Below are 18501 nucleotides of genomic sequence, written 5' to 3'. Positions count from 1 at the left end.
GGTCAGTTGAGGCGCGGAGGCGCCGAGTCCATGCGCCCGAGGGCGCCGATGGGGTCATCTGCCTGGGTGGCCGCCGCAGGCTGTTCGGGTTGCGGTGCTGCGCCGGCGGCAGGTTTGTGGCCACCGAAGAGGCCCAGCTGGCCCATCGCCACCTGGTCCTTCATCAGCGCGTACTCGTCGTGCGGCGTGAAGCCGAAGTGTTCCGACAGCTCCATGACGGCGGCGAAGGCCGTGGCGCGGCGCGAGACGGCCGGGCGGTCGACTTCCCGGTACGAGCCCGACACGTTCTTGATCCGCTGGGTCGCGCCCTTGGTCGCGATCTCTTCGTTCGCGGCCACCCACTCGCCCATGTAGACGCAGAACAGCGCGAAGGTGTGGCGGTGCAGCTCGCCCAGGCGGTTGGTGGCCGCCAGCTTCGGCGCGTACTCGCGCCAGATCGCAAGGGCCGGGCCGAAACGATCGTCGAGGAACGCGGGCGGCGACAGCGGGTCGGCACCAGCCGCCGGTGCGGCGGCCATGAGGCCCGCCAGGCGTTCCGTTTCCAACCGTTGGCGCTCGGCTTTCGAGAGCCGCTTGCCAGGATTGCCTTTCGCGTGCTGGACGCTCGCGGGATCAGGGCGTCGGCCCATGCGCCCCTCCCTATAAAAAAACTTCTCGGAAAATATCGCGGAGAAATGCGCGTCCTTGGGATGCCGGTGTGGGGGCCGTGCGACCTCAGACTTTTGATGCCCCCCCACCCTCGCGCGGCCGGGGGGCGGCGCGGCGGGCGGCGGCCTCCTCGGCCTGCTTGGTCTGGTCGTGGCAGGGCTTGCAGAGCGACTGAAACGGACCCGCCCAGAACTTCTCCTCGTCACCACCATGGCGCTCGACGTGGTCGCAGACGGTGGCCGGGGTGATGCGCCCTTGGCGGTCGCACTCAGCGCAAAGCGGATGGTCGCGCAGCTGGCGGGCGCGGATGCGATGCCAGCGTGCCAAGCCGTACCAGGCGCGCCAGGCGTGGCGCTCCCGGCGCGTGGCGTCGTAGGCGCGGCGGGCGGCGGCGCGCGTGCGTGAGCCGCCCGGCCGGAAGATGCGGGGCTGAGACGGCATGACGTTCCAAGAAGGGCGTCCGCCCCGCGACAGGGCGAACGCCGAGGGACCTTGGGAGGGGACGCACGCGCCAGCGTCGGGCCACGAAAAAGCCCGCCGGGCTCGGGGCCAGGCGGGCTTCAGGCGCAACTCTGTGCGTGAGGAAATCAATGCGATTAAAGTGCCGTTTTTGTCAAGCCACCGACTTGTAGAAGACCGCCATTCGTTCGAGGGCCGCCTCGACGACCAGGGCCGTCGCAGTCCGCATGTCGCGCTCGCCGCCCTTGGACTTGGCCAGCGCGTTGCCCACCAAGGCCCAGCCTACGTCGGTGGCCGACATGCCCAGCACTAGGAACCCCCACACGGCGACACGCTCTTTGCGGGTCAGCCGTTCTTGCGCCCGGCCAAGGCGGTCGAGGGCTTGAAGAACACGCAGCGGCTCGGCCGTGGCCGCACCGCCAAGGCCCTCGCCGTAGCTCGCCGTCAGACGCCCGATCGTAGCACGCTCAACATCGGCAATGAACTCCTCGCCAGCCCAGGCGACCGCCCGTTCAACGCCACAGCCGACAAGCACTTCCTGCATCGTCTTGCTGCGCATGACCGGGCGGATAGCGAACTCGCCGTCCTCGACCGTCTGCAAGCTGGCGATCGAGACATCCTCGCGCAGCAGGCGCTCCAGGGTCGGGACGCCGCCCGACATGCCCGTGGCCTTGATGGCGGTCTGTTGCAGGGCGACCGCGCCGCGAACCAGGTTCGCTTCCCGCTTCAGGCCGACCCGAGCGATCTCCGCCCGGCGGGCCTGCTGCGCCGCCGCCGACATGTCGGCGGGAAGCGGCGTCTCGATCGCCTTCAGCGCCGCGCGGCTGATCGCCAGACGGGCGGCTTCCGGCGACAGGTCACGCAGCCCGCTGGCCTTCCGGCCAGCCTTCCCCTTGGTTTCTTTTTTGATGGATTTGATCATCTCAACTTCTCCCGACCCAGAAAACGACGCCTCGACACCCACCGAACACGCCGAACAGATACCCGCCTCACACACCCACAAACGCCACGCCTGCCCGCACTCGCCTCACGAACGCCCGTCGCCTAAAAACTCCTCGGACTGTTCGGACTGTTCAGAACCCCAGCATGTTCAGTCACTTAGTCCCCGAATAGTCCCGCCTCGCCGAAGGGTTCGAACTGTTCGGCGAGGCCCTTGCCCCAGCGCTCAACTGTTCAAACTGTTCAGGACTGTTCGGCTCCGCGCCGCTCAGCCATGGGCGAGCGCGCCCTCAGTCCTCCTCCTCGTCTGGCGGGATGTCGAAGCCGGATGCGCCGCCGAGGTCGCCAAACGACGAGCCGCCGGCGCCATCCTCTGACGATGCCGCCGTCTCTTCCGCGCGCTCGGCATCAGTCTTCAGGCGACCGCCGGTGCGCATGACGCGGCCCACGCTGTCGCGCTTGCCTCGGATGACCTGGAGATCGGCGAGCGCGCGTCCGAAGGCCGTCTGGCTCATCGGCTTCTCGTCGCGATCGGTGATGAAGGTCTTGTAGCTGTCGTACAGCTCCTTGGCGGGCGTGATCGCCTGCTTGTCCAGAACCAGGCTGTCGCTGACCCACTCGGCGAAGCTGGACGAGCCCTTGCGATAGTCCTCGATCGCTTCCAGCACGCGCGGCGGATCCTTGACCCCTTCGGTCAGCCACCGGACGATGCCCTCGATGATCCAGTTCAGGATGCCGGGCCACTCCTTGGCCAGCTTGCCCGGCAGCTCCTTGTCCTCGGTCCCCTTGGGGATCTGATTTTCCCAGAGCAGCAGCTTCAGCCGTCGCCAGATCCCCTCATCGGAGCCCTGTGGCTGAGGCCTGCCGTTACACTCCATGAAGACCTTGCCCACCGGCTCGAACTCGAAGATGCCCTCGCGCAGATGGCGGGCCGTGATGTTGCCGCCGCCGGTGAAGCTCTTGATCCGATCGTCCGAGAGCTTGGCGTTCTTGGGCGGCTCCGCCGTCGAGATCATGCGGGTGTCCCCGGCCAAGCGCGCCAGGTCGGGACTGGCGTCCCCGCCGCCCTTGGCTGACTGCTCCAGGAACGTCTTCACGTCGGCCGTCGCGGCATAGCTGCCCGCCAGCTTCCGCAGCATGTTCATGAAGGTGGATTTGCCGTCTCGGCCCAGGCCCTGGAAGATGATGAAGATCTGCTCGGACGTGTCGCCGGTGAAGCCGTACCCGGTCAGCACCTGGAGATAGCGGCGCAGCGCCTCTTGCGGCTGCCAAGTCGACAGCACGGCCTGGAAGGTTGGGGCTTCGGCTTTCGGGTCGTAACTGACCTCGGCCATGCGGGTGATGCGGTCGGACGGGTCGTGCCGCGCCCGGAACTCGAACTCCGCGCCGACAACCCGGTCCCTCGCGTCCCTCTTGCGCTTGAAGAACAGCGTGCCGTTGCGGACGTTCAGCGCCAGCGGATCGCGGTCGAACGCGTCCAGCTCGACCTCCAAGTACGTCTTGGCCACCTTCAACATGGCGTCCATACGCCCGCTGTTGCCGCAGCTTTCGGCGAAGTCGTAAGGGGCCTCGATGTCCTTCTTGGAGGCGGTGCCCGTCGCCGAGATTTGCTGCGACAGGATCTCGGCCTGGGCGTGCATGCCGCGCGCGACCTTGGCCGCCCACTTGCGCGCCAACCCCTCGCCAGCCTTCAGGTCCCAGTGCTGGCCGTTGAAGCCGACCCAGCCATGGTTTCGCACGTACAGCACGGTCGCCGCCGACAGCTCGCGCACGTCGCCGTCCTTGTCGACCTCACCGCCGACGAGCCGAATGAAGCGCATCGCGTTGCCGAAGTCGTTCAGCGGATACCCGCTCAATTCAGCTGCCGAGGGGCCTGCGCTCATCGGCGCCGCGCCCGGAAACTCACCGTCGGCCACTAGATTTGTCCTCCCACGTTGAAGCCGCCCGTCCCAAGCGGGCCGATCACGCGAACCCGGTTCGCGGGATTGAATTTCTCGGCCGGCCGTTGCCAGGCCTGGGTCGCGAGCCCGCCGTAGAACCGGCTGGCCTCGTCGCCTTCCAGGCGCACCGGCCGCGAGCCGCCGCCGAACGCCCGCGCCCGCATCTCGGGACCACGAATGTCACGCCGGACAGCAAGCCAGACGCTGCGCTGATCGCTGGCGCGCCACGGCGGACGTGTCGGATCGTGCGCGGGGGCGTCAGGATCAATGCGCCCCCAGCGGTCGCCCAGCGCGCCGCCGGCAAAGGTGGAAAGGCGAGGCGCGATCACCGCGCCGGCCGATATCTCTTCGCGCCAGGCTTGGGTCAGCAGGTACCAAGCGTCCTGCAAGTCGAGCGCGACGATCAGGCTTTCCGGCTCATGCCCTGGGCGCAACGGCGTCAGCATGACGACGCGACCGTCGCTGTCGCCGACCAGGTGCGTGATGCGGTCGGCTTCGAACGGCAGCACCGCCAGCGCCTCGATGGGATCGCCGTCGAGGCGCACCAGCGGCGCGATCAGGGCGGGACCTGTCCGGCCGCCGCCGATCGGGGCGTTCGGGTGGACCCGGAAGCGATTGAGCAGCTCGGTGACGCCGCACGGCGTGCCGGCAAGGCCTCGGGCCTCGAACCACTGAACTGTCGCCTTGCACCAGGCCGACCGCGCCGTGTCCCACAGCTGGGCCGCCGCGTTCGCCTCATCCCCAGGGATGGCTTCTACCCCTTTGGTCGCCGACGCCCGCCGTTCGGTTTGGACACTGCGCTGGCGCGGGCGCTCGCCCGCGGATCGCGGGCGGCTTTCGCCCCAGGCCAGCGCGCGATCCACCTGGCGCTCCAGCTGGGCGACCGTCATGGCGTCGGGCACGTGAACCCGGCCCGCTTCGATCAGTACCGACCGGCCATAGTCGTGGTCGATCTCTCCGCCCGCGATCAGACAGCCGATCGAGCAGCTGGCGCGATAGAGCGTCGTGTCACGGCTTCCGACCCGTGCGCCGTGGATCGTGCGGACGGCGCCATCCAGCGCAGCCTCGCCATAGGCGCTCGCGCGACCAGCCGCCGGCGCCCGAGTTTTGATGGGTGCGCGAACAGGCTCTGGTTCCGGCGGCGGGCAAACCAGCTCCATCAGCCATGCCGGGGCGTCCGCGAACGGCAGATCCTGGGGCGAGCAGCCTGGCGCCCAAGCGTAGATCCGGCCGGGCGGGATCCCTTCCTCGGGCTTGCCGGGGTGAACCGACGGCGGCGCGACGATGTAGCCGCCGTCGCCACGCACGTCGATCTTGGCGCCGATCCGCTCTTGGCTGCGCTTGCTCATGTTGCGCACCGGGAGGGCCGGGTTCCACGCAAAGCATAGGTGGCGACCTCGCCCCGTCGCCTGCTGGACGGTCTTCGGCAGCGGACCATGCAGCGCTTCGAGCCGCGCGATAGCCGCCTCGGCCTCTGGGCCGTCTAGATCCAGGACCCAGAAGCCCGAGATCGCGCCCGTCGCGATGCCGATGTTGCTGTTGAGCCGTGCGCGCACCGGCGACTTGTTGTCGGCGTCCGCCTTCAACTCGAGACGGCGCCGGCCGGTCCACCAGTCCTCGACCAGACCCGGCATGTGCGCGGCCTGCTTGAAGCCGATGGTCCGACCATATGGGGCTTTGTCGCGCGGCTGGAGCGGAAAGACCGCGATCCCACGGCGGGCGTAGTCCATGGCCGCGCGCAAGAAACGGCCCGCGTCCGTCATGCCGGCGCGCCGTACTCGGCGAGCACGTCCTCGACATGGGCGATCACGGTCTTGGTCGCCAGCGGATGGTCTCGCCAGGCGCCGCGATTGGCGGCGGCGTCGGCCAGAGTGGTCACGCCCGAGTGGCGTAAGACGCCACGCGCCCGCGTCGCGAAGTCGGGTAGATCTTCGATGCGCAGGTTCTGATCGTTGCCCCAGCTCACGCGCAGGCCCCCATTCGATATTGGTGCATGGCCTCAAGGGCCTGTTCGGGGCTGCGACCGAGGAGGAACCAGAGCGCCTGGTCCACGTCCTGCGAGGTGCAGCCCATGATGTGGGCGAGCTTCTTCAGGTCGCCGTCGATCCGGTTGAAGGCGCGCAGATCTTCGAGCGCTCCGACCGTCCAGCTGAAGTGACCGCCCCCCGACATGGCGCCTACTCGTCTGCGTAGGGCAGGCGCGAACGCGGTTCGCGCGCCAAGGCCCGAGGGTCAGGGGCCGGGGCAAGTTGCGCCTCGCAGGTCTGGGCCAGCATCGCCATGTCGGAGGCCAGCTCGATGCGTTCCCGGTCGCTGGCGAGATACCGCTGCGAGGTCCGCACCAGGCGAACGAACGGGTTGTTCTTGTCGATGACCCCGACGGGAACGATCGCGCGGCGCGCGGCGGCGGTCGCCTTCTCCAGGTCGCCGAGCGGGACGGAGCCGTCACCGCTTGCGCGCGACGCCTCCTTGGCCAGGCGCTTCCACTTGGCGATATCGGCCGAGGTGGCGTGAGGTGTGCGGGTCATTGATCTGCCCCCCCTGCCTCTCCGCCGATGATATCGGCGGCAGTCAGCGACACACCTTTTTCGCGCGCTAATCGAAGCACCCCAGCTTGGTGAGCGGCTGGGATCAGGCCGCCTTTGCTCTTCTGCCACTTGCGAACCGCGTCGGTCGTCAGCCGGCATGCATGGGCCAGATCGATCAGGCCCAATAGGCGCACGGCACGATTGGCCGGCGTTTCCGAAGCGTCACCCATGGACATCATGGAAAATCCATCTAGAGATTATTTCCACGTCCAGGCCTGGACCGATTTGGAAAAAACCTCAAGAGACGTTCCACGGAAATATTTTCCATGCTTGCGGTTATGGAAATCTCCGAAATCCCCTCGCGCCTGCGCCAGCTCAAACGCTCGCAGGCCGACTTGGCGCGTCACCTGAACCTGGATCCGTCCAGCCTGACTAAGACGCTGAAGGGCGAGCGCCGGCTTCGCGCTGACGAGCTGCTGAAGATCGAGCAGTTCTTCGGCGAGCCGATCGACCGCGAGGCGGCAGTCGAACAGCTGTCGGAGCGCCGACGCACTGCGCCAAGGCGCATCCCTGTCTATGGCTATGCGGCTGCGGGCGGCTCAGAGCGCATCGCCATCAATCCGGGTCAGGTAATCGACTGGGTAGATGCGCCGCCGCTCTGGAATGGCGTGGGCGATCTAGCGGTCGTCCGGATCATCGGAGACAGCATGGAGCCTCGCTACTTCGCAGGCGAGGCTGTTACCGTCCGCCTCGGCTTGCCGCCTGCGCGCGGCCAGGACTGCCTGATCGAGTTCAATGACGGATCTGGGCTGATCAAGAGCTATCGCGGCCAGCGCGACGGCCAGGTCTTCGCATGGCAGTACAACCCGCCGAGCGGCGAGGGGAACGAGGTTCGCTATGACGCTTCGAGCGTCCGCGCGATCCATGCCGTTGATCTGCCCTTCCGGATGCTTCGCTAGAATCACAAGCGTCAAAGCGCCCATTGTGGACGTTACGTCCACATGGACGTGCGCTTGACATGTGGAAGAAATCTCCATCCATATCGTCCATACCCGTCCACGACGGGTAGTGGCCGACGAACCGGGTTCGCGTGCCGCTTGGTCACAAGAACCACGGGGCGTCCATGGTCAGATCCTCCCAATCCGTCGTCGATACGCTCGTCGACTGCCTCATGTTGTCGCCGCACCCTGCGGCGGCGACCATCACACACCGCGTTGACGTCAAAGCCGGTCGTAAGGCTCAGGTTGTCGTCGACGTGGCCGTCGGCGGCGTCCACTGGACGCTGGCCCCCGCGACCGCCGGGACGGCCGCCCGCCAGCTGAACGACGCGGCCACCGCGCTGCGCCAGAAGCCGCTGCGGGATCCGGCCCGGCGCATGGCGCGCGCCGCCACCGCCGCGTTCGCCCAGGCCGCCCAGCTGGAAGCGGGGCGCGCCTGATGTCCCGCGAAGCTATCCCCCCCTTCACCTTGATCCGAGGCCTGGGCGTCGGCGTCGAGGAACATCCGTCGCTGGAAGCCGTCGCGCTTCGCATCCAGGCGCTGCGCGGCAAGCAGGCCCTGTCCGTCGCGCCGTGCGTCGGCGCCTACGACACGTCCGAGACCTTCCAGGGCTTCAACATCAAGGTCGGCGACCGGGCCGGCGGGCCGACCGACTGGATCGCCACCGTCGTCCTGCCCCATGCCGAAGGTCCCCAGCTGGCCGCCGCCATCCGCGCCGCCGGCAAGCCGCTTCGGAGGGCCGCGTGATGTCGAGGTTCCAACCCCTCACGTGGCTCGCCCGGTGGGAGGCCGCTGTCCGTCGCCTCGCCGACAAGACGGCCAAACCTATGATCGCGATCGCTATCAGCGAGGAGCGCAGCGGCCTAGCGGCGCACACGGTCCATCGCGCGACCTATGGCGAGACCGAGTTCGCGGCCAAGGCCCTGCTCGGCGACATCATCGCGAGCATCACGAGCGACGGTTACGTCCCTGGCGCCTGCACCGGCTGCGATGAGCGGCTCGCCCGCGCCCAGGCGGCCTACGCCCTTCTCGAACCTCAAACAGCGGAGTTCCTGCCGGGCACTTCCGCGAAGGCGCTCCGCTGGGGCGGAAAGCGGGAGCTGCACTGATGGCTGACGACACCATCCCGCACTCGGACGTGCTGAACAGCACCGCCCAGAACCAGCTCAAGTCGATCATCGACCGGGTCGAGCGGCTCGAGGTCGAGAAGGCCGAGATCATGGAGCAGATCAAGGAGGTCTACGCCGAGGCCAAGGGCAACGGCTTCGACGTGAAGGTGCTGAAGAAGGTCGTGAGGGTTCGCAAGCAGGACCGCGCCAAGCGCCAGGAAGAGGACGCGATCCTCGACCTCTACCTCTCCGCGATCGGCGAAATCTGATGTGTCGGTCGGATTTCTGGGCCGGTGTCTTGATCGGATGGGCGGTTCTGACGCCGCTCACCGTCCTGGTGCTGAGCTGGTTCGAGGCTCGCCGCGATGCGTAGGCCGCGCGGGCGTCTCCTCACCGACGACGGCCGCGCGTTCGTGGCCTCCGTCATCTTCCTCTCCATCATCGCGGCCGTAGCCGCCTACATCCATTGGGGCTGACCATGGATCTCAATCTTGCTTTCCAGAACACCGACGTGCTGCGCTCGATCGACGAGCACGGCCCGCAAATCCAGGCCGCTGAGCTGGCCCGCATCACGGGGCGGGACAAGTCGAACCTGCATAAGACGCTTGGTCGTCTCGTCGACGCCGGCGTCCTCACGAAACAAGAGGGCGGACTGCGCCTGGCCGCCGGCGCCCACGCGGTCATCGCCGCCCGCGAGATCGCGGAGACCGGCGCGGTGCCCCAGAGCGAGGCGAACCCGGTTCGCGCGCTGGAAGGCTATGCGTTCCGCTTCCACCGCCAGATCCGCATCGGCGAGTTCAATCCTCGCAAGCAGTTCGACGACGAGGCGTTGGACGAGCTCGCGGCCGACATCGCCGAGCGGGGCCTGAAGACCAACCTAGAAGTCCGCGCCGACGATCCTGTCGCCGACGCCGAGGGGCTTCCGACGAACCAGCTGATCGCGGGCGAGCGGCGGTGGCGCGCGATCGGACGCGCCATCGAACAGGGCCGTCTCGATCGAGATTTCCCCATCCTGGTCAAGATCGAGGACCTGACCGACAACGACCACGTCGTCGCCGCCCTGCTGGAGAACCTGCATCGCGTCGACCTGACACCCCTCGAAGAGGCCGCCGCCTTCGACCAGCTGTTCAGCATGAATGGCTGGTCCACGGCCAAGATCGCCGAGAAGGTCAGCAAGACGCAGCGGTTCGTCCAGCTGCGGTTATCGCTGCTCAAGCTGACAGATGATCAGAAGGCCCGCCTGAACCGCGGTGACATGACGGTCAAGGAAGCGCTGAAGGCGCTGGCGAACCGGCCTGAACCCGTCGAGGCCACGCCGATCGAGCTGCTCGCTCTCGCGCTGATCTGGACGAACGCCTACCCGGAGCCCGCCGCCCACCTCAGCTATTGGCGCAAGGGTGAATGCCACGGCGAAGCCCAAGACCAACGCTTGATCGCCAGCCTCATTGAACGCGGCCTGGCCGAGACCGAAGAGCCGACGAGTTGGGAGCCGAAGCACAAGCTCGGGACCACCTACAAGGGGTTCCTGGCGCTGGAGCAGCACTGCAGTGAGCTGACCAGGGCGGAGACCGAGGAAGCGCGCAGGGGCGCGATGATGTCGATCGACAACGCCGCATACGCCTTCGACAAGGTCGTCAGCACCGAAGCGATGGCGCTGTCCCAATGGCTCGGCAAGCCTCTGGTCAACTCGGTGGTTGTCCAGAAACTGATCGACGAGAAGAACGCGCGCGACCTGGCCTCGGCGGAACAGACCCGTCTCGCCGCCGAGGAGAAGAACGCCGCCAGGGAACGTGCCGCCCAAGCCGAGGCTCAGGCTCAGCAGTTGCTTGTCCAGCTGCGCGCATTCGAGGCCGAGGCGCCGGCGATGTCGCGCGAAGCCTTCGCGGCCGCGTTCGCCGTCCTGCTCAACGAGCGAGGCTATGTCGGACCGTTTCGCATAGCGCTTCGCAGCCCTGGGAAAGACCAGTGGGGGCAACCGCTGCCCCAGACCTTTGTACTGGTCGATGGGCAGGACAACATGCTGCAGGGCGCCGGTACGCAGTTCGAGGTGACGCGGCGGCTACAGGCGATCGCGCTGAACTACGCCATGGGCAGCGCAGACATCTGGAGCGGCTCGGAGATCAGGCCTCACCAGGAGGATGAGGCGGCCGACGATGGGCCTGATCCTCTCAACGAGGTCGAGTTCATCGACATGGTCATCGGTCGGTTCACGGAGATGCATGGCCTAGACGCGGGTCGCGCCCAGGAGCTGGCCCACAAGGCCTACGCCCGTGTGGTCGAAGATGTCGGTGAGTTTGGTAGTGAAGACGGCGAGTGGACGCGCTTGGACGCGCAGCTTGTCGCTGACGGCTGGCTCGATGACTTCCCCGAAGCCGGAGACGAGGAGGCCGATCATGACCAGTAAGCACGGTCTGATGTCCCTGGCCTTGCCCGAGGCTCTCGGCCAGGTCTGGCGCTGGCTTGAAGACTGCGAGGATCTCCTCGCTCTCAACCCCCACCGCGACCTCCCGCGCCCGCCGTTCAAGTTCTCGGAAGCTTGGGTGGTGGTCCGCCTCGCGGCCGAGGGACGCGGCACGCCCAGCGCCTGGAAGCCGATCGCCGACTGGCCCGAGCGGGACGAGCCGATCCTCGTCGCCACCGCCGACGGCCGCCGGATGTTCTGGGCGCCCAGCGCTCTGAAGGTGGCCATGACACCGGGAGCCCCGACCCACCTGCAGTTCCCCGCGACGCACTGGATGTACGCGGCGGACCTGCCCGACCTACCCAAGGAGCCAAGCGATGATCGCGGCGTCTGAGAAGCTGTCCTACCGCATGGACGAGGCCGCCGAGGCTACCGGTCTCAGCAAGGCCACCCTTTACCGCCTCATCGAACGCGGCGAGCTGACCACGCTCAAGGTCGGAACGCGCACACTGATCAGGCGAGAAGTGCTCGAAGGCCTTCTCCAGCGCCTTGAAGTGGCCAGCACGCCGCCACGTCCAAAGGTGACGTGACCAGCTCTTAGAATGCCCGGCCTGGAGCGTGGCCATGTCTAGTGACAACTCGAAATTGCGCTCCTACGGTGCCGCTATGGAGCATGGTCAACCATTCATTCGCCTGCGGCTCGACGTGAAAGAGCCCATCGAGCTGACTGATTTCGTATCGACCTTCACCTCCGTAGCGGCGGAGTACGAGCGCTTCATCAAGACGGAGCGCCCTGATCGGCCTGGCGAAGCAACGCTTTTCGTCAAGGAAGTTCGGGCCGGTTCGATCATCGCTGATCTGGTGCCATTCCTCGCTACCGCTGGCGGCGCCGAAACCATCGTCAAGGTGTTGGACGGCGCCAACACGGTTGCGGAGTTTGTCGAGCACTATGGTGGTCGCCTTTCGGCGTTCCTTAAACCCGGCGGTCGCGTGGAGGGCGCGGGCAAGGGCGAGCTGAAGGACTTTTACGATCAAGTCGCCGCCGTGGCGGCAACCCCACAATCTTCCCTTGAGATCGCGGCCTTCGAGATCGAGAACGGTGCATACAAGGCAAAGGCGGCATTCAAGTTTGACACCTCCCAGGCCCGCGAGATCCGGGAGAGGGTCGAAGAACAGAAAGTCCTGGTGGACCACAAGAGCGGCGCCAACCATCCTCGTGTCCTGATGGTCTTTACGCGGTCGGATGTGCGCAGCCAGGCGATCGGGAAGAGGTCAGGGGAATTGGTAAAGATCGAAGCCCTGTCGCCAAAAAGCCTGCCCCTGATTTACGCCTCGGAACTTGCCGAGCAGCAGATCAAGCACGAGATCACGGAAGCCGAGGACAACGTCTTCAAGAAGGGCTTCGTGGTGGACGTGAGCGCCGAGGTGCGGGGCGGCAAGATGATCGCTTACCGCGTCACAGAGCTGCATCAGGTCATCGATCTCGACGACGAGTGACGCCCTTTAGGCCCGGCGAAACTCGACCAGCACGCCGGTACGAGCGCAGAAGGTCGCCCAGGCTTCCATCATCTTCCGCCGCTTCAGTAGCGCATCGCCGCGCCGATAGGCCTTCTCGACGTCAGTACCCACGGTGTGCGCCAGGGCCGCCTCGGCGACCTCGCGCGGGAAGTTCGTCAGTTCGCCGGCCCAATCGCGGAACGTCGACCGGAAGCCGTGGACTGTCAGTTCCGGCCTTGTCATCCGGCGGAGCAGCATCAGCATGGCCATGTTCGACATCTTCCCGCCGGTGATCACGCTTGGGAATACCAGCTCGTCCGGCTTGGCGTTGCTGGCGCGCGCCAGCTCAGTTAGCAGAGCCATAGCCGGGGTGCTCAACGGAACGCGGTGCTCTACGCGCAGCTTCATCCGCTCCGCCGGCACCGTCCAAACCGCGCGATAGAGATCGAACTCGGCCCAGGTGGCGCCCAGTACTTCGCCGGTGCGCGCCGCCGTCAGGATGGTGAACTCCAGCGCCCGCGCGGCCATCGCCTGGCGCTCTCTGAGGGCGGCCATGAAGGCGCCCAGCTCGGCTAGGCCGAGAGCAGCGTGGTGGCCGCGATAAAGCTTCTTCCGCTTCGGCAGCAGATGCTCCAAGTGCCCCTTCCATCGCGCCGGGTTCTCACCGGCCCGCAGGCCCTTGGCCTTAGCGGCGTCCAGCACGGTTTCGATCCGGCCACGCGTTCGCGATGCAGTCTCGGGGATCCGCGTCCATATCGGCTTCAGGATGTCCAGGACGTCGTCTGTTGTGATATCGGCCAGCGGCTTCGGTCGGATCGGGGCTGCGTGGACGTTCAACGACGTCTCCCACTGCTCCCGGTGCTTCTCGTTCTTCCAGCCGTCCTTCTTCGTCTCCAGGACTGCGTCGGCCATGTCGCCGAAGGTCTTGGCCGCCATCGCCTCGGCCTTGCGCGCCTCGATCGGATTGACGCCCTGCTTAACGAGTTTGCGGGCCTCAGCCGCCGCCTCGCGGGCCTGGGCCAGGCTGACGGCGAGAAGGCCACCCAGGCCCATCTGGGTCCGCTTCTTCCTCCACTGGAAGATGTAGGCCCACTGCTTTGAGCCGCCCTTCGTCACTTCCAGGTACAGACCAGCCCCGTCGGGGTAGAGCCCCGGCTCCTTGAGGGCGCGGACGGTGCGATCAGTGAGGCGATTGACGAGACGGGCCATAGGAGAACCTTAGCAGAACATCCGCTGTTGCGCTGGGCCGTCTCACCCTCAAAATTACCCTAAAAACGAGCAGCGGTTTTGGGCGACGGCCTGCGACGCCGTGAGACATCGCAGGCCGTAACTCCTTTCCACCACGAGGCTTTTTGCAATAGCCGGCGACGCGGTGAGAAGAGAGTTCGAAACCCCTCGGCTCCACCAAGGACCTCCCTTAGCCTCGATCACGACCCGATCGGATCGCCCACTGGGCTCTCCGTCCGCATTTTCTTGCCTAACGTCGCGTGCGCCCCTGCGACGACTCGCCACAGCCTAGGTGCGAGGAACAGTGGCGCCTCGCCGGCAAGATCGGCCAGGGTCCCATTCGCTGTGGGGCGGGCATGGGGGCAGGATCAGGCGCGAGCCTGCTCTGTGGGCGACTATCAGGTGTTTCTGGTGCGGACAGCGCTATCGATCCGCCCTGGCCCTTGTTCTGCGGTCGGGGGCGGAGCTCCAGACTCCACCCCCGCGTAGCGATTTCAGGCCAGAGCCGCTTCGGCCACGGCTTCAGCGGTGATGCCGAACTCTTTATACAGGCGCTCGAACGGAGCCGAGGCGCCGAAGCTCTTCATGCCGACGAACTTGCCGTTCTCGCCAATGAAGCGCTCCCAGCCCATCTTGACGCCCGCTTCGACGGCGACGCGAACCGGGGCCTTGCCGATGACGGCGGCCTGGTAGGCGGCGGGCTGCTGGTCGAACAGCTCCCAGCAGGGCGTGGAGACGACGCGGGTCGGCTTGCCCTTGGCCTGCAGGATGTCGCGCGCGGCCACGGCGACGCCGACCTCGGTGCCCGAGGCGAAGATCGTCACCTGCGCCTCGCCGCCCTCGGCCGCCAGCAGCTCGTAGGCGCCCTTGGCCGACAGGTCGCCGCCCTGGGTGCGGACGTGCGGGGTCTTCTGGCGCGACAGGGTCATCACCGACGGCGTGCGTTGATGTTGCAGGGCCGCCTTCCAGCACTCGGCGGCCTCGACCGCGTCGGCCGGACGGAAGACCAGCAGGTTCGGAATGGCGCGCAAGCTGGCCACATGCTCGACCGGCTGGTGGGTGGGACCGTCTTCGCCGAGACCGATGGAGTCGTGGGTCATCACGTGGACGACGCGGGCCTCCATCAGGGCGCCCAGACGGATGGCCGCGCGGCTGTAGTCGGCGAAGGCCAGGAAGGTGCCCGAATAGGGGATGATCCCGCCGTGCAGGGCCATGCCGTTCATGGCTGCGGCCATGCCGAACTCACGCACCCCATAGTGGACATAGCGGCCTTCGTAGCCGGGCGCGTCGAAAGCGCCCATGCCCTTGACCAGGGTGTTGTTCGAGCCGGTCAGGTCGGCCGAGCCGCCGATCATCTCGGGGATCGCCGGGATCAGGTGCTCCAGGGCCGAGCCGGAGTGGACGCGGGTGGCGTTGACCGGCTTGGTCTCAAGGGCCTTGGCGATGTGGGCGTCCAGCGCCTCGAAGGCGTTCGCGGGCAGCTCGCCCTTCATGGCGCGGGTGAAGTCGGCGCCCTTGGGCGAGGCGGCCAGCTTGGCTTCCCAGGCCTTGCGGACCTTGGCGCCGCGACGGCCGACGCTCTTCCACGCCTTGGCGATGTCGTCGGGCATGGTGAAGGGCGCTGCGTCCCAGCCCATGGCGACGCGCGAGGCGGCGATCTCGTTGTCGAACAGGGTGTAGCCGTGGCTGTGGGGGTCGCCTTCCTTGGGGCCCGCGCCCTTCGAGATCAGCGTCTTGCACGCGATCATGCTCGGGCGGTCCTGCTTGGTGGCCCAGCGCAGGGCGGCGGCGATCTTGCCGTGGTCGTGGCCGTCGACGACCTTGACCGCCCAGCCGGCGGCTTTGAAGCGCGCGACCTGGTCGCCGGTCTCGGCGATGGTGGCCACCCCGTCGATGGTGGTGTTGTTGTCGTCGAAGAGGACCGTCAGCTTCGAGAGCTTCAGGCGTCCGGCGATGCTGATGGCCTCATGGCTGACGCCTTCCATCAGACAGCCGTCGCCGGCGATCACCCAGGTGCGGTGGTCGACGAGATCAGAGCCGTAGCGGGCGGCCAGATGCGCCTCGGCCATGGCCATGCCGACGGCGGTGGCCAGGCCCTGGCCCAGCGGGCCGGTCGTGGTCTCGACGCCGGGCGTGTGGTGGACTTCCGGGTGGCCGGGGGTCAGCGACCCCCACTGACGGAAGTTCTCGATCTCCTTCATCGTCACGGCCTTGAAGCCGGTCAGATGCAGCAAGCTGTAGATCAGCATCGAGCCGTGGCCGGCCGACAGCACAAAGCGGTCGCGGTCCGCCCAGTCGGGCTTCGACGCGTCGAACTTCAGGAACTTGCCCCACAGCATGGTCGCCACGTCGGCCATGCCCATCGGCATGCCTTGGTGTCCCGACTTGGCCTTGTGCACGGCGTCCATGGAAAGGACGCGGATCGCGTCGGCCATCTTGATGGGCGAAACGGGCATGGAAGTTCCGTCTTGTCTTTGTTTTGCGGGGCTGCGCGAGGGGCGCAGTCGCATGGGAACCCCCGAGGGTCAACCCGCGCGCGGTCCCGAAAGCGGCGCTGGATGCCGGTCGTGGGCGCTTTGCAACATCGTCCGCAAGCGTTATAGCTGTGCGCAGACTTATGCTCAGTTTAAGCATAACCTGAAAGGCCGGTCCCTTGGGTAGTCCGTCGTTCTTCTCGCCCTACCGCCACGGCTTCGTTCGGGTGGCGACCGCCGTCCCGAAGGTGAAGCTGGCGGATCCGGCCGCCAACGCCCAGGGTGTCCTGGCCATGGCGCGCGAGGCGCACGCGGCGGGCGTGGCCGTCGTGGTGTTCCCGGAACTGGGGCTGACCGGCTACACGGTCGACGACCTCCTGCAACAAGAGGCTTTGCTGGACGCGGTCGAGGCCGCGATCGCGACCGTGACCGAGGCTAGCGCAGGCCTGGCGCCGATGATCGTGGTCGGAGCTCCGCTGCGCGACGGCGGCCGCCTCTATAACACCGCCATCGTCATCCAGGGCGGCAAGGTGCTGGGCGTGGTCCCCAAGAGCTTCCTGCCCAACTATCGCGAGTTCTATGAGCGTCGCTGGTTCACGCCGGGCGCCGGCGTGGTGGGCAAGGCTCTGAACCTTGCCGGCCAGACCGTTCCGTTCGGGACCGACATTCTGTTTCGCGGCGAGGGCGTCGCCCCGTTCACGGTGGGCGTCGAGATCTGCGAGGATGTCTGGACCCCAACCCCGCCCAGCACCGCCCAGGCCCTGGCGGGGGCCGAGATCCTGCTGAATCTGTCGGCCAGCAACATCACCATCGGCAAGTCCGAGACGCGCCGCCTGCTCTGCGCCAGTCAGTCCTCGCGGATGATCGCGGCCTATGTCTACTCGGCGGCCGGCGCAGGCGAGAGCTCGACCGACCTGGCCTGGGACGGTCATGTCGATATCCATGAAATGGGCGCTCTGCTCGCCGAAACCCCGCGCTTCTCGACGGGACCGGCCTGGACCTTCGCCGATGTGGACGTCCAGCGTATTCGGCAGGAGCGGATGCGCGTCGGCAGCTTCGGCGACGCTATGGCCCTGACGCCGCCCACGATCCCGTTCCGGGTTGTCCCGTTCGCCTTCGCTGCGCCCGCAGGCGACCTGGCGCTGGCGCGACCGATCGAACGGTTCCCGTTCACGCCGTCGGATCCCGCCAAGCTGCGCGAGAATTGCTACGAGGCCTACAATATCCAGGTCCAGGGCCTGGCGCGGCGCCTCGAGGCCTCGAGCCTGAAGAAGCTGGTGATCGGGATTTCGGGCGGGCTCGATTCGACCCAGGCCCTGCTGGTCGCCGCCAAGGCCATGGACCAATTGGCGCTGCCGCGGACGAACATCCTGGCCTACACCTTGCCGGGCTTCGCGACCTCGGACCGCACCAAGTCCAACGCCTGGGCGCTGATGAAGGCCATGGGCGTCACCGCCGGCGAACTCGACATCCGGCCCGCCGCGACTCAGATGCTCAAGGACCTGGACCATCCGTTCGGACGAGGCGAGGCGGTCTATGACGTGACCTTCGAGAACGTCCAGGCGGGCCTTCGCACCGACTATCTGTTCCGCTTGGCCAACCATAACGCCGCGCTTGTCGTCGGCACGGGCGACCTGTCGGAGTTGGCGCTCGGCTGGTGCACCTACGGCGTCGGCGACCACATGAGCCACTACAACCCCAACTGTGGGGCGGCCAAGACGCTCATCCAGCACCTCATCCGCTTTGTCGCCCATTCCGGCGACGTCGACGCCGAGACCAGGGCGCTTCTGGAAGATATCCTCGCGACCGAAATCTCGCCCGAGCTGGTGCCGGGCGACGCGGTGCAGGCGACCGAGAGCTTCGTCGGCCCCTACGCCCTGCAGGACTTCAATCTCTATTACCTGACCCGCTATGGCATGGCGCCGTCCAAGATCGCCTATCTGGCCTGGAGCGCCTGGCATGACGCCGAGACGGGCGGTTGGCCCGTCGGCCTGCCTGAGACGGCGCGGCGGGCCTACAATCTGCCGGAGATCAAGCGCTGGCTGGAGCTGTTCCTGAAGCGATTCTTCGCCAATCAGTTCAAGCGCTCGGCTGTACCCAACGGGCCGAAAATCTCGTCGGGCGGCGCGTTGTCGCCGCGGGGAGACTGGCGCATGCCGTCGGATGCGACAGCCGATGCCTGGCTGGCGGAACTGCGCACAAATGCGCCGATTTGAGGAAAACTCTTCGTTACAGCTCTGTTTGCCTTTAAGCAGTCGACGCAATAGCACCCGATAAGGG

Annotated in this window: 21 protein-coding genes; 10 read left to right on the top strand and 11 right to left on the bottom strand. The window is 66.9% G+C overall.

Going from position 1 to position 18501, the window contains the following annotated elements:
* Nucleotides 1–2 precede the first annotated feature (2 nt).
* From CVUC_RS08745 to CVUC_RS08705, 9 genes are all read right to left on the bottom strand, one after another.
* On the bottom strand, nt 3–629 hold the full coding sequence (locus CVUC_RS08745; RefSeq protein ID WP_164512751.1) for a P27 family phage terminase small subunit: 627 nt from the start codon (nt 627–629) through the stop codon (nt 3–5).
* 85 nt (nt 630–714) lie between these two features.
* Entirely contained in the window at nt 715–1089 is a 375-nt protein-coding gene (locus CVUC_RS08740) for an HNH endonuclease (protein ID WP_205685757.1), read from the bottom strand.
* A gap of 172 nt (nt 1090–1261) precedes the next feature.
* Nucleotides 1262–2029: a hypothetical protein gene (locus tag CVUC_RS08735; protein ID WP_096034577.1), complete on the bottom strand. Its 768-nt coding sequence runs from the start codon at nt 2027–2029 to the stop codon at nt 1262–1264.
* 307 nt (nt 2030–2336) lie between these two features.
* Nucleotides 2337–3962, bottom strand: a complete 1626-nt coding sequence (locus CVUC_RS08730; RefSeq protein ID WP_096034576.1) for a DNA primase family protein — start codon at nt 3960–3962, stop codon at nt 2337–2339.
* Nucleotides 3962–5749 carry a bifunctional DNA primase/polymerase gene (locus CVUC_RS08725; RefSeq protein WP_096034575.1) on the bottom strand — a complete coding sequence of 596 codons (1788 nt, stop codon included), beginning with the start codon at nt 5747–5749 and terminating at the stop codon, nt 3962–3964. Before CVUC_RS08725 ends, CVUC_RS08730 begins: the two co-directional genes overlap by 1 nt.
* Nucleotides 5746–5952 carry a hypothetical protein gene (locus CVUC_RS08720; protein WP_096034574.1) on the bottom strand — a complete coding sequence of 69 codons (207 nt, stop codon included), beginning with the start codon at nt 5950–5952 and terminating at the stop codon, nt 5746–5748. Before CVUC_RS08720 ends, CVUC_RS08725 begins: the two co-directional genes overlap by 4 nt.
* Nucleotides 5949–6158, bottom strand: a complete 210-nt coding sequence (locus CVUC_RS08715; protein ID WP_096034573.1) for a hypothetical protein — start codon at nt 6156–6158, stop codon at nt 5949–5951. Before CVUC_RS08715 ends, CVUC_RS08720 begins: the two co-directional genes overlap by 4 nt.
* 5 nt (nt 6159–6163) lie before the next feature.
* Nucleotides 6164–6514 (bottom strand): hypothetical protein, encoded by a 351-nt coding sequence (locus CVUC_RS08710; protein WP_096034572.1) that lies wholly within the window; start codon nt 6512–6514, stop codon nt 6164–6166.
* Nucleotides 6511–6753 (bottom strand): hypothetical protein, encoded by a 243-nt coding sequence (locus CVUC_RS08705; RefSeq protein WP_233279797.1) that lies wholly within the window; start codon nt 6751–6753, stop codon nt 6511–6513. The genes CVUC_RS08710 and CVUC_RS08705 overlap by 4 nt, the downstream gene beginning before the upstream one ends.
* Before the next feature lie 87 nt (nt 6754–6840).
* Here CVUC_RS08705 and CVUC_RS08700 point away from each other — a divergent pair, with 87 nt between their 5' ends.
* The 9 genes from CVUC_RS08700 to CVUC_RS08660 all read left to right on the top strand — a co-directional run bounded on the left by CVUC_RS08700 (nt 6841) and on the right by CVUC_RS08660 (nt 12520).
* Nucleotides 6841–7473, top strand: coding sequence for a LexA family transcriptional regulator (locus CVUC_RS08700; RefSeq protein WP_096034571.1), 633 nt, complete (start codon nt 6841–6843; stop codon nt 7471–7473).
* Between the two features lie 164 nt (nt 7474–7637).
* Nucleotides 7638–7952: a hypothetical protein gene (locus CVUC_RS08695; protein ID WP_125469948.1), complete on the top strand. Its 315-nt coding sequence runs from the start codon at nt 7638–7640 to the stop codon at nt 7950–7952.
* Nucleotides 7952–8260, top strand: a complete 309-nt coding sequence (locus CVUC_RS08690; RefSeq protein ID WP_101685809.1) for a hypothetical protein — start codon at nt 7952–7954, stop codon at nt 8258–8260. The genes CVUC_RS08695 and CVUC_RS08690 overlap by 1 nt, the downstream gene beginning before the upstream one ends.
* A gap of 80 nt (nt 8261–8340) precedes the next feature.
* Nucleotides 8341–8622 carry a hypothetical protein gene (locus CVUC_RS08685; RefSeq protein WP_125469946.1) on the top strand — a complete coding sequence of 94 codons (282 nt, stop codon included), beginning with the start codon at nt 8341–8343 and terminating at the stop codon, nt 8620–8622.
* Nucleotides 8622–8891 (top strand): DUF2312 domain-containing protein, encoded by a 270-nt coding sequence (locus CVUC_RS08680; RefSeq protein ID WP_096034567.1) that lies wholly within the window; start codon nt 8622–8624, stop codon nt 8889–8891. Before CVUC_RS08685 ends, CVUC_RS08680 begins: the two co-directional genes overlap by 1 nt.
* A gap of 209 nt (nt 8892–9100) precedes the next feature.
* The gene (locus tag CVUC_RS08675) at nt 9101–11026 is read left to right on the top strand and encodes a ParB/RepB/Spo0J family partition protein (protein ID WP_096034566.1); all 1926 of its coding nucleotides are present in this window, start codon (nt 9101–9103) and stop codon (nt 11024–11026) included.
* Complete coding sequence (locus CVUC_RS08670; RefSeq protein ID WP_096034565.1) at nt 11016–11417, top strand: hypothetical protein; 402 nt, start codon at nt 11016–11018, stop codon at nt 11415–11417. Before CVUC_RS08675 ends, CVUC_RS08670 begins: the two co-directional genes overlap by 11 nt.
* Nucleotides 11401–11613: a helix-turn-helix domain-containing protein gene (locus tag CVUC_RS08665; RefSeq protein ID WP_096034564.1), complete on the top strand. Its 213-nt coding sequence runs from the start codon at nt 11401–11403 to the stop codon at nt 11611–11613. Before CVUC_RS08670 ends, CVUC_RS08665 begins: the two co-directional genes overlap by 17 nt.
* Before the next feature lie 34 nt (nt 11614–11647).
* On the top strand, nt 11648–12520 hold the full coding sequence (locus CVUC_RS08660; RefSeq protein ID WP_125469945.1) for a hypothetical protein: 873 nt from the start codon (nt 11648–11650) through the stop codon (nt 12518–12520).
* Nucleotides 12521–12526: 6 nt separating this feature from the next.
* On the opposite strand, the gene CVUC_RS08655 is transcribed toward CVUC_RS08660, so the two are convergent.
* Together CVUC_RS08655 and tkt are read right to left on the bottom strand one after the other, a co-directional pair.
* A complete protein-coding gene (locus CVUC_RS08655) occupies nt 12527–13729 on the bottom strand; it encodes a tyrosine-type recombinase/integrase (protein ID WP_096034562.1) in 1203 nt (400 codons plus the stop codon).
* A 512-nt stretch (nt 13730–14241) separates the two neighbouring features.
* Complete coding sequence (tkt, locus tag CVUC_RS08650; protein ID WP_096034561.1) at nt 14242–16203, bottom strand: transketolase; 1962 nt, start codon at nt 16201–16203, stop codon at nt 14242–14244.
* 197 nt (nt 16204–16400) lie between these two features.
* Here tkt and CVUC_RS08645 point away from each other — a divergent pair, with 197 nt between their 5' ends.
* Complete coding sequence (locus tag CVUC_RS08645) at nt 16401–18437, top strand: NAD(+) synthase (RefSeq protein WP_096034560.1); 2037 nt, start codon at nt 16401–16403, stop codon at nt 18435–18437.
* Nucleotides 18438–18501 lie beyond the last annotated feature (64 nt).

This window comes from Caulobacter vibrioides (assembly GCF_002858865.1).
Lineage (GTDB): Bacteria > Pseudomonadota > Alphaproteobacteria > Caulobacterales > Caulobacteraceae > Caulobacter > Caulobacter vibrioides.
This window is presented reverse-complemented; position numbering and strand designations above follow the sequence as displayed.

Coding starts and splice junctions, on each gene's coding strand:
- CVUC_RS08745 (WP_164512751.1), bottom strand. CDS start 629: ATGGGCCGACGCCCTGATCCCGCGAGCGTCCAGCACGCGAAAGGCAAT.
- CVUC_RS08735 (WP_096034577.1), bottom strand. CDS start 2,029: ATGATCAAATCCATCAAAAAAGAAACCAAGGGGAAGGCTGGCCGGAAG.
- CVUC_RS08715 (WP_096034573.1), bottom strand. CDS start 6,158: ATGTCGGGGGGCGGTCACTTCAGCTGGACGGTCGGAGCGCTCGAAGAT.
- CVUC_RS08665 (WP_096034564.1), top strand. CDS start 11,401: ATGATCGCGGCGTCTGAGAAGCTGTCCTACCGCATGGACGAGGCCGCC.
- CVUC_RS08740 (WP_205685757.1), bottom strand. CDS start 1,089: ATGCCGTCTCAGCCCCGCATCTTCCGGCCGGGCGGCTCACGCACGCGC.
- CVUC_RS08700 (WP_096034571.1), top strand. CDS start 6,841: ATGCTTGCGGTTATGGAAATCTCCGAAATCCCCTCGCGCCTGCGCCAG.
- tkt (WP_096034561.1), bottom strand. CDS start 16,203: ATGCCCGTTTCGCCCATCAAGATGGCCGACGCGATCCGCGTCCTTTCC.
- CVUC_RS08670 (WP_096034565.1), top strand. CDS start 11,016: ATGACCAGTAAGCACGGTCTGATGTCCCTGGCCTTGCCCGAGGCTCTC.
- CVUC_RS08660 (WP_125469945.1), top strand. CDS start 11,648: ATGTCTAGTGACAACTCGAAATTGCGCTCCTACGGTGCCGCTATGGAG.
- CVUC_RS08690 (WP_101685809.1), top strand. CDS start 7,952: ATGTCCCGCGAAGCTATCCCCCCCTTCACCTTGATCCGAGGCCTGGGC.
- CVUC_RS08695 (WP_125469948.1), top strand. CDS start 7,638: ATGGTCAGATCCTCCCAATCCGTCGTCGATACGCTCGTCGACTGCCTC.
- CVUC_RS08685 (WP_125469946.1), top strand. CDS start 8,341: ATGATCGCGATCGCTATCAGCGAGGAGCGCAGCGGCCTAGCGGCGCAC.
- CVUC_RS08655 (WP_096034562.1), bottom strand. CDS start 13,729: ATGGCCCGTCTCGTCAATCGCCTCACTGATCGCACCGTCCGCGCCCTC.
- CVUC_RS08710 (WP_096034572.1), bottom strand. CDS start 6,514: ATGACCCGCACACCTCACGCCACCTCGGCCGATATCGCCAAGTGGAAG.
- CVUC_RS08675 (WP_096034566.1), top strand. CDS start 9,101: ATGGATCTCAATCTTGCTTTCCAGAACACCGACGTGCTGCGCTCGATC.
- CVUC_RS08725 (WP_096034575.1), bottom strand. CDS start 5,749: ATGACGGACGCGGGCCGTTTCTTGCGCGCGGCCATGGACTACGCCCGC.
- CVUC_RS08705 (WP_233279797.1), bottom strand. CDS start 6,753: ATGATGTCCATGGGTGACGCTTCGGAAACGCCGGCCAATCGTGCCGTG.
- CVUC_RS08680 (WP_096034567.1), top strand. CDS start 8,622: ATGGCTGACGACACCATCCCGCACTCGGACGTGCTGAACAGCACCGCC.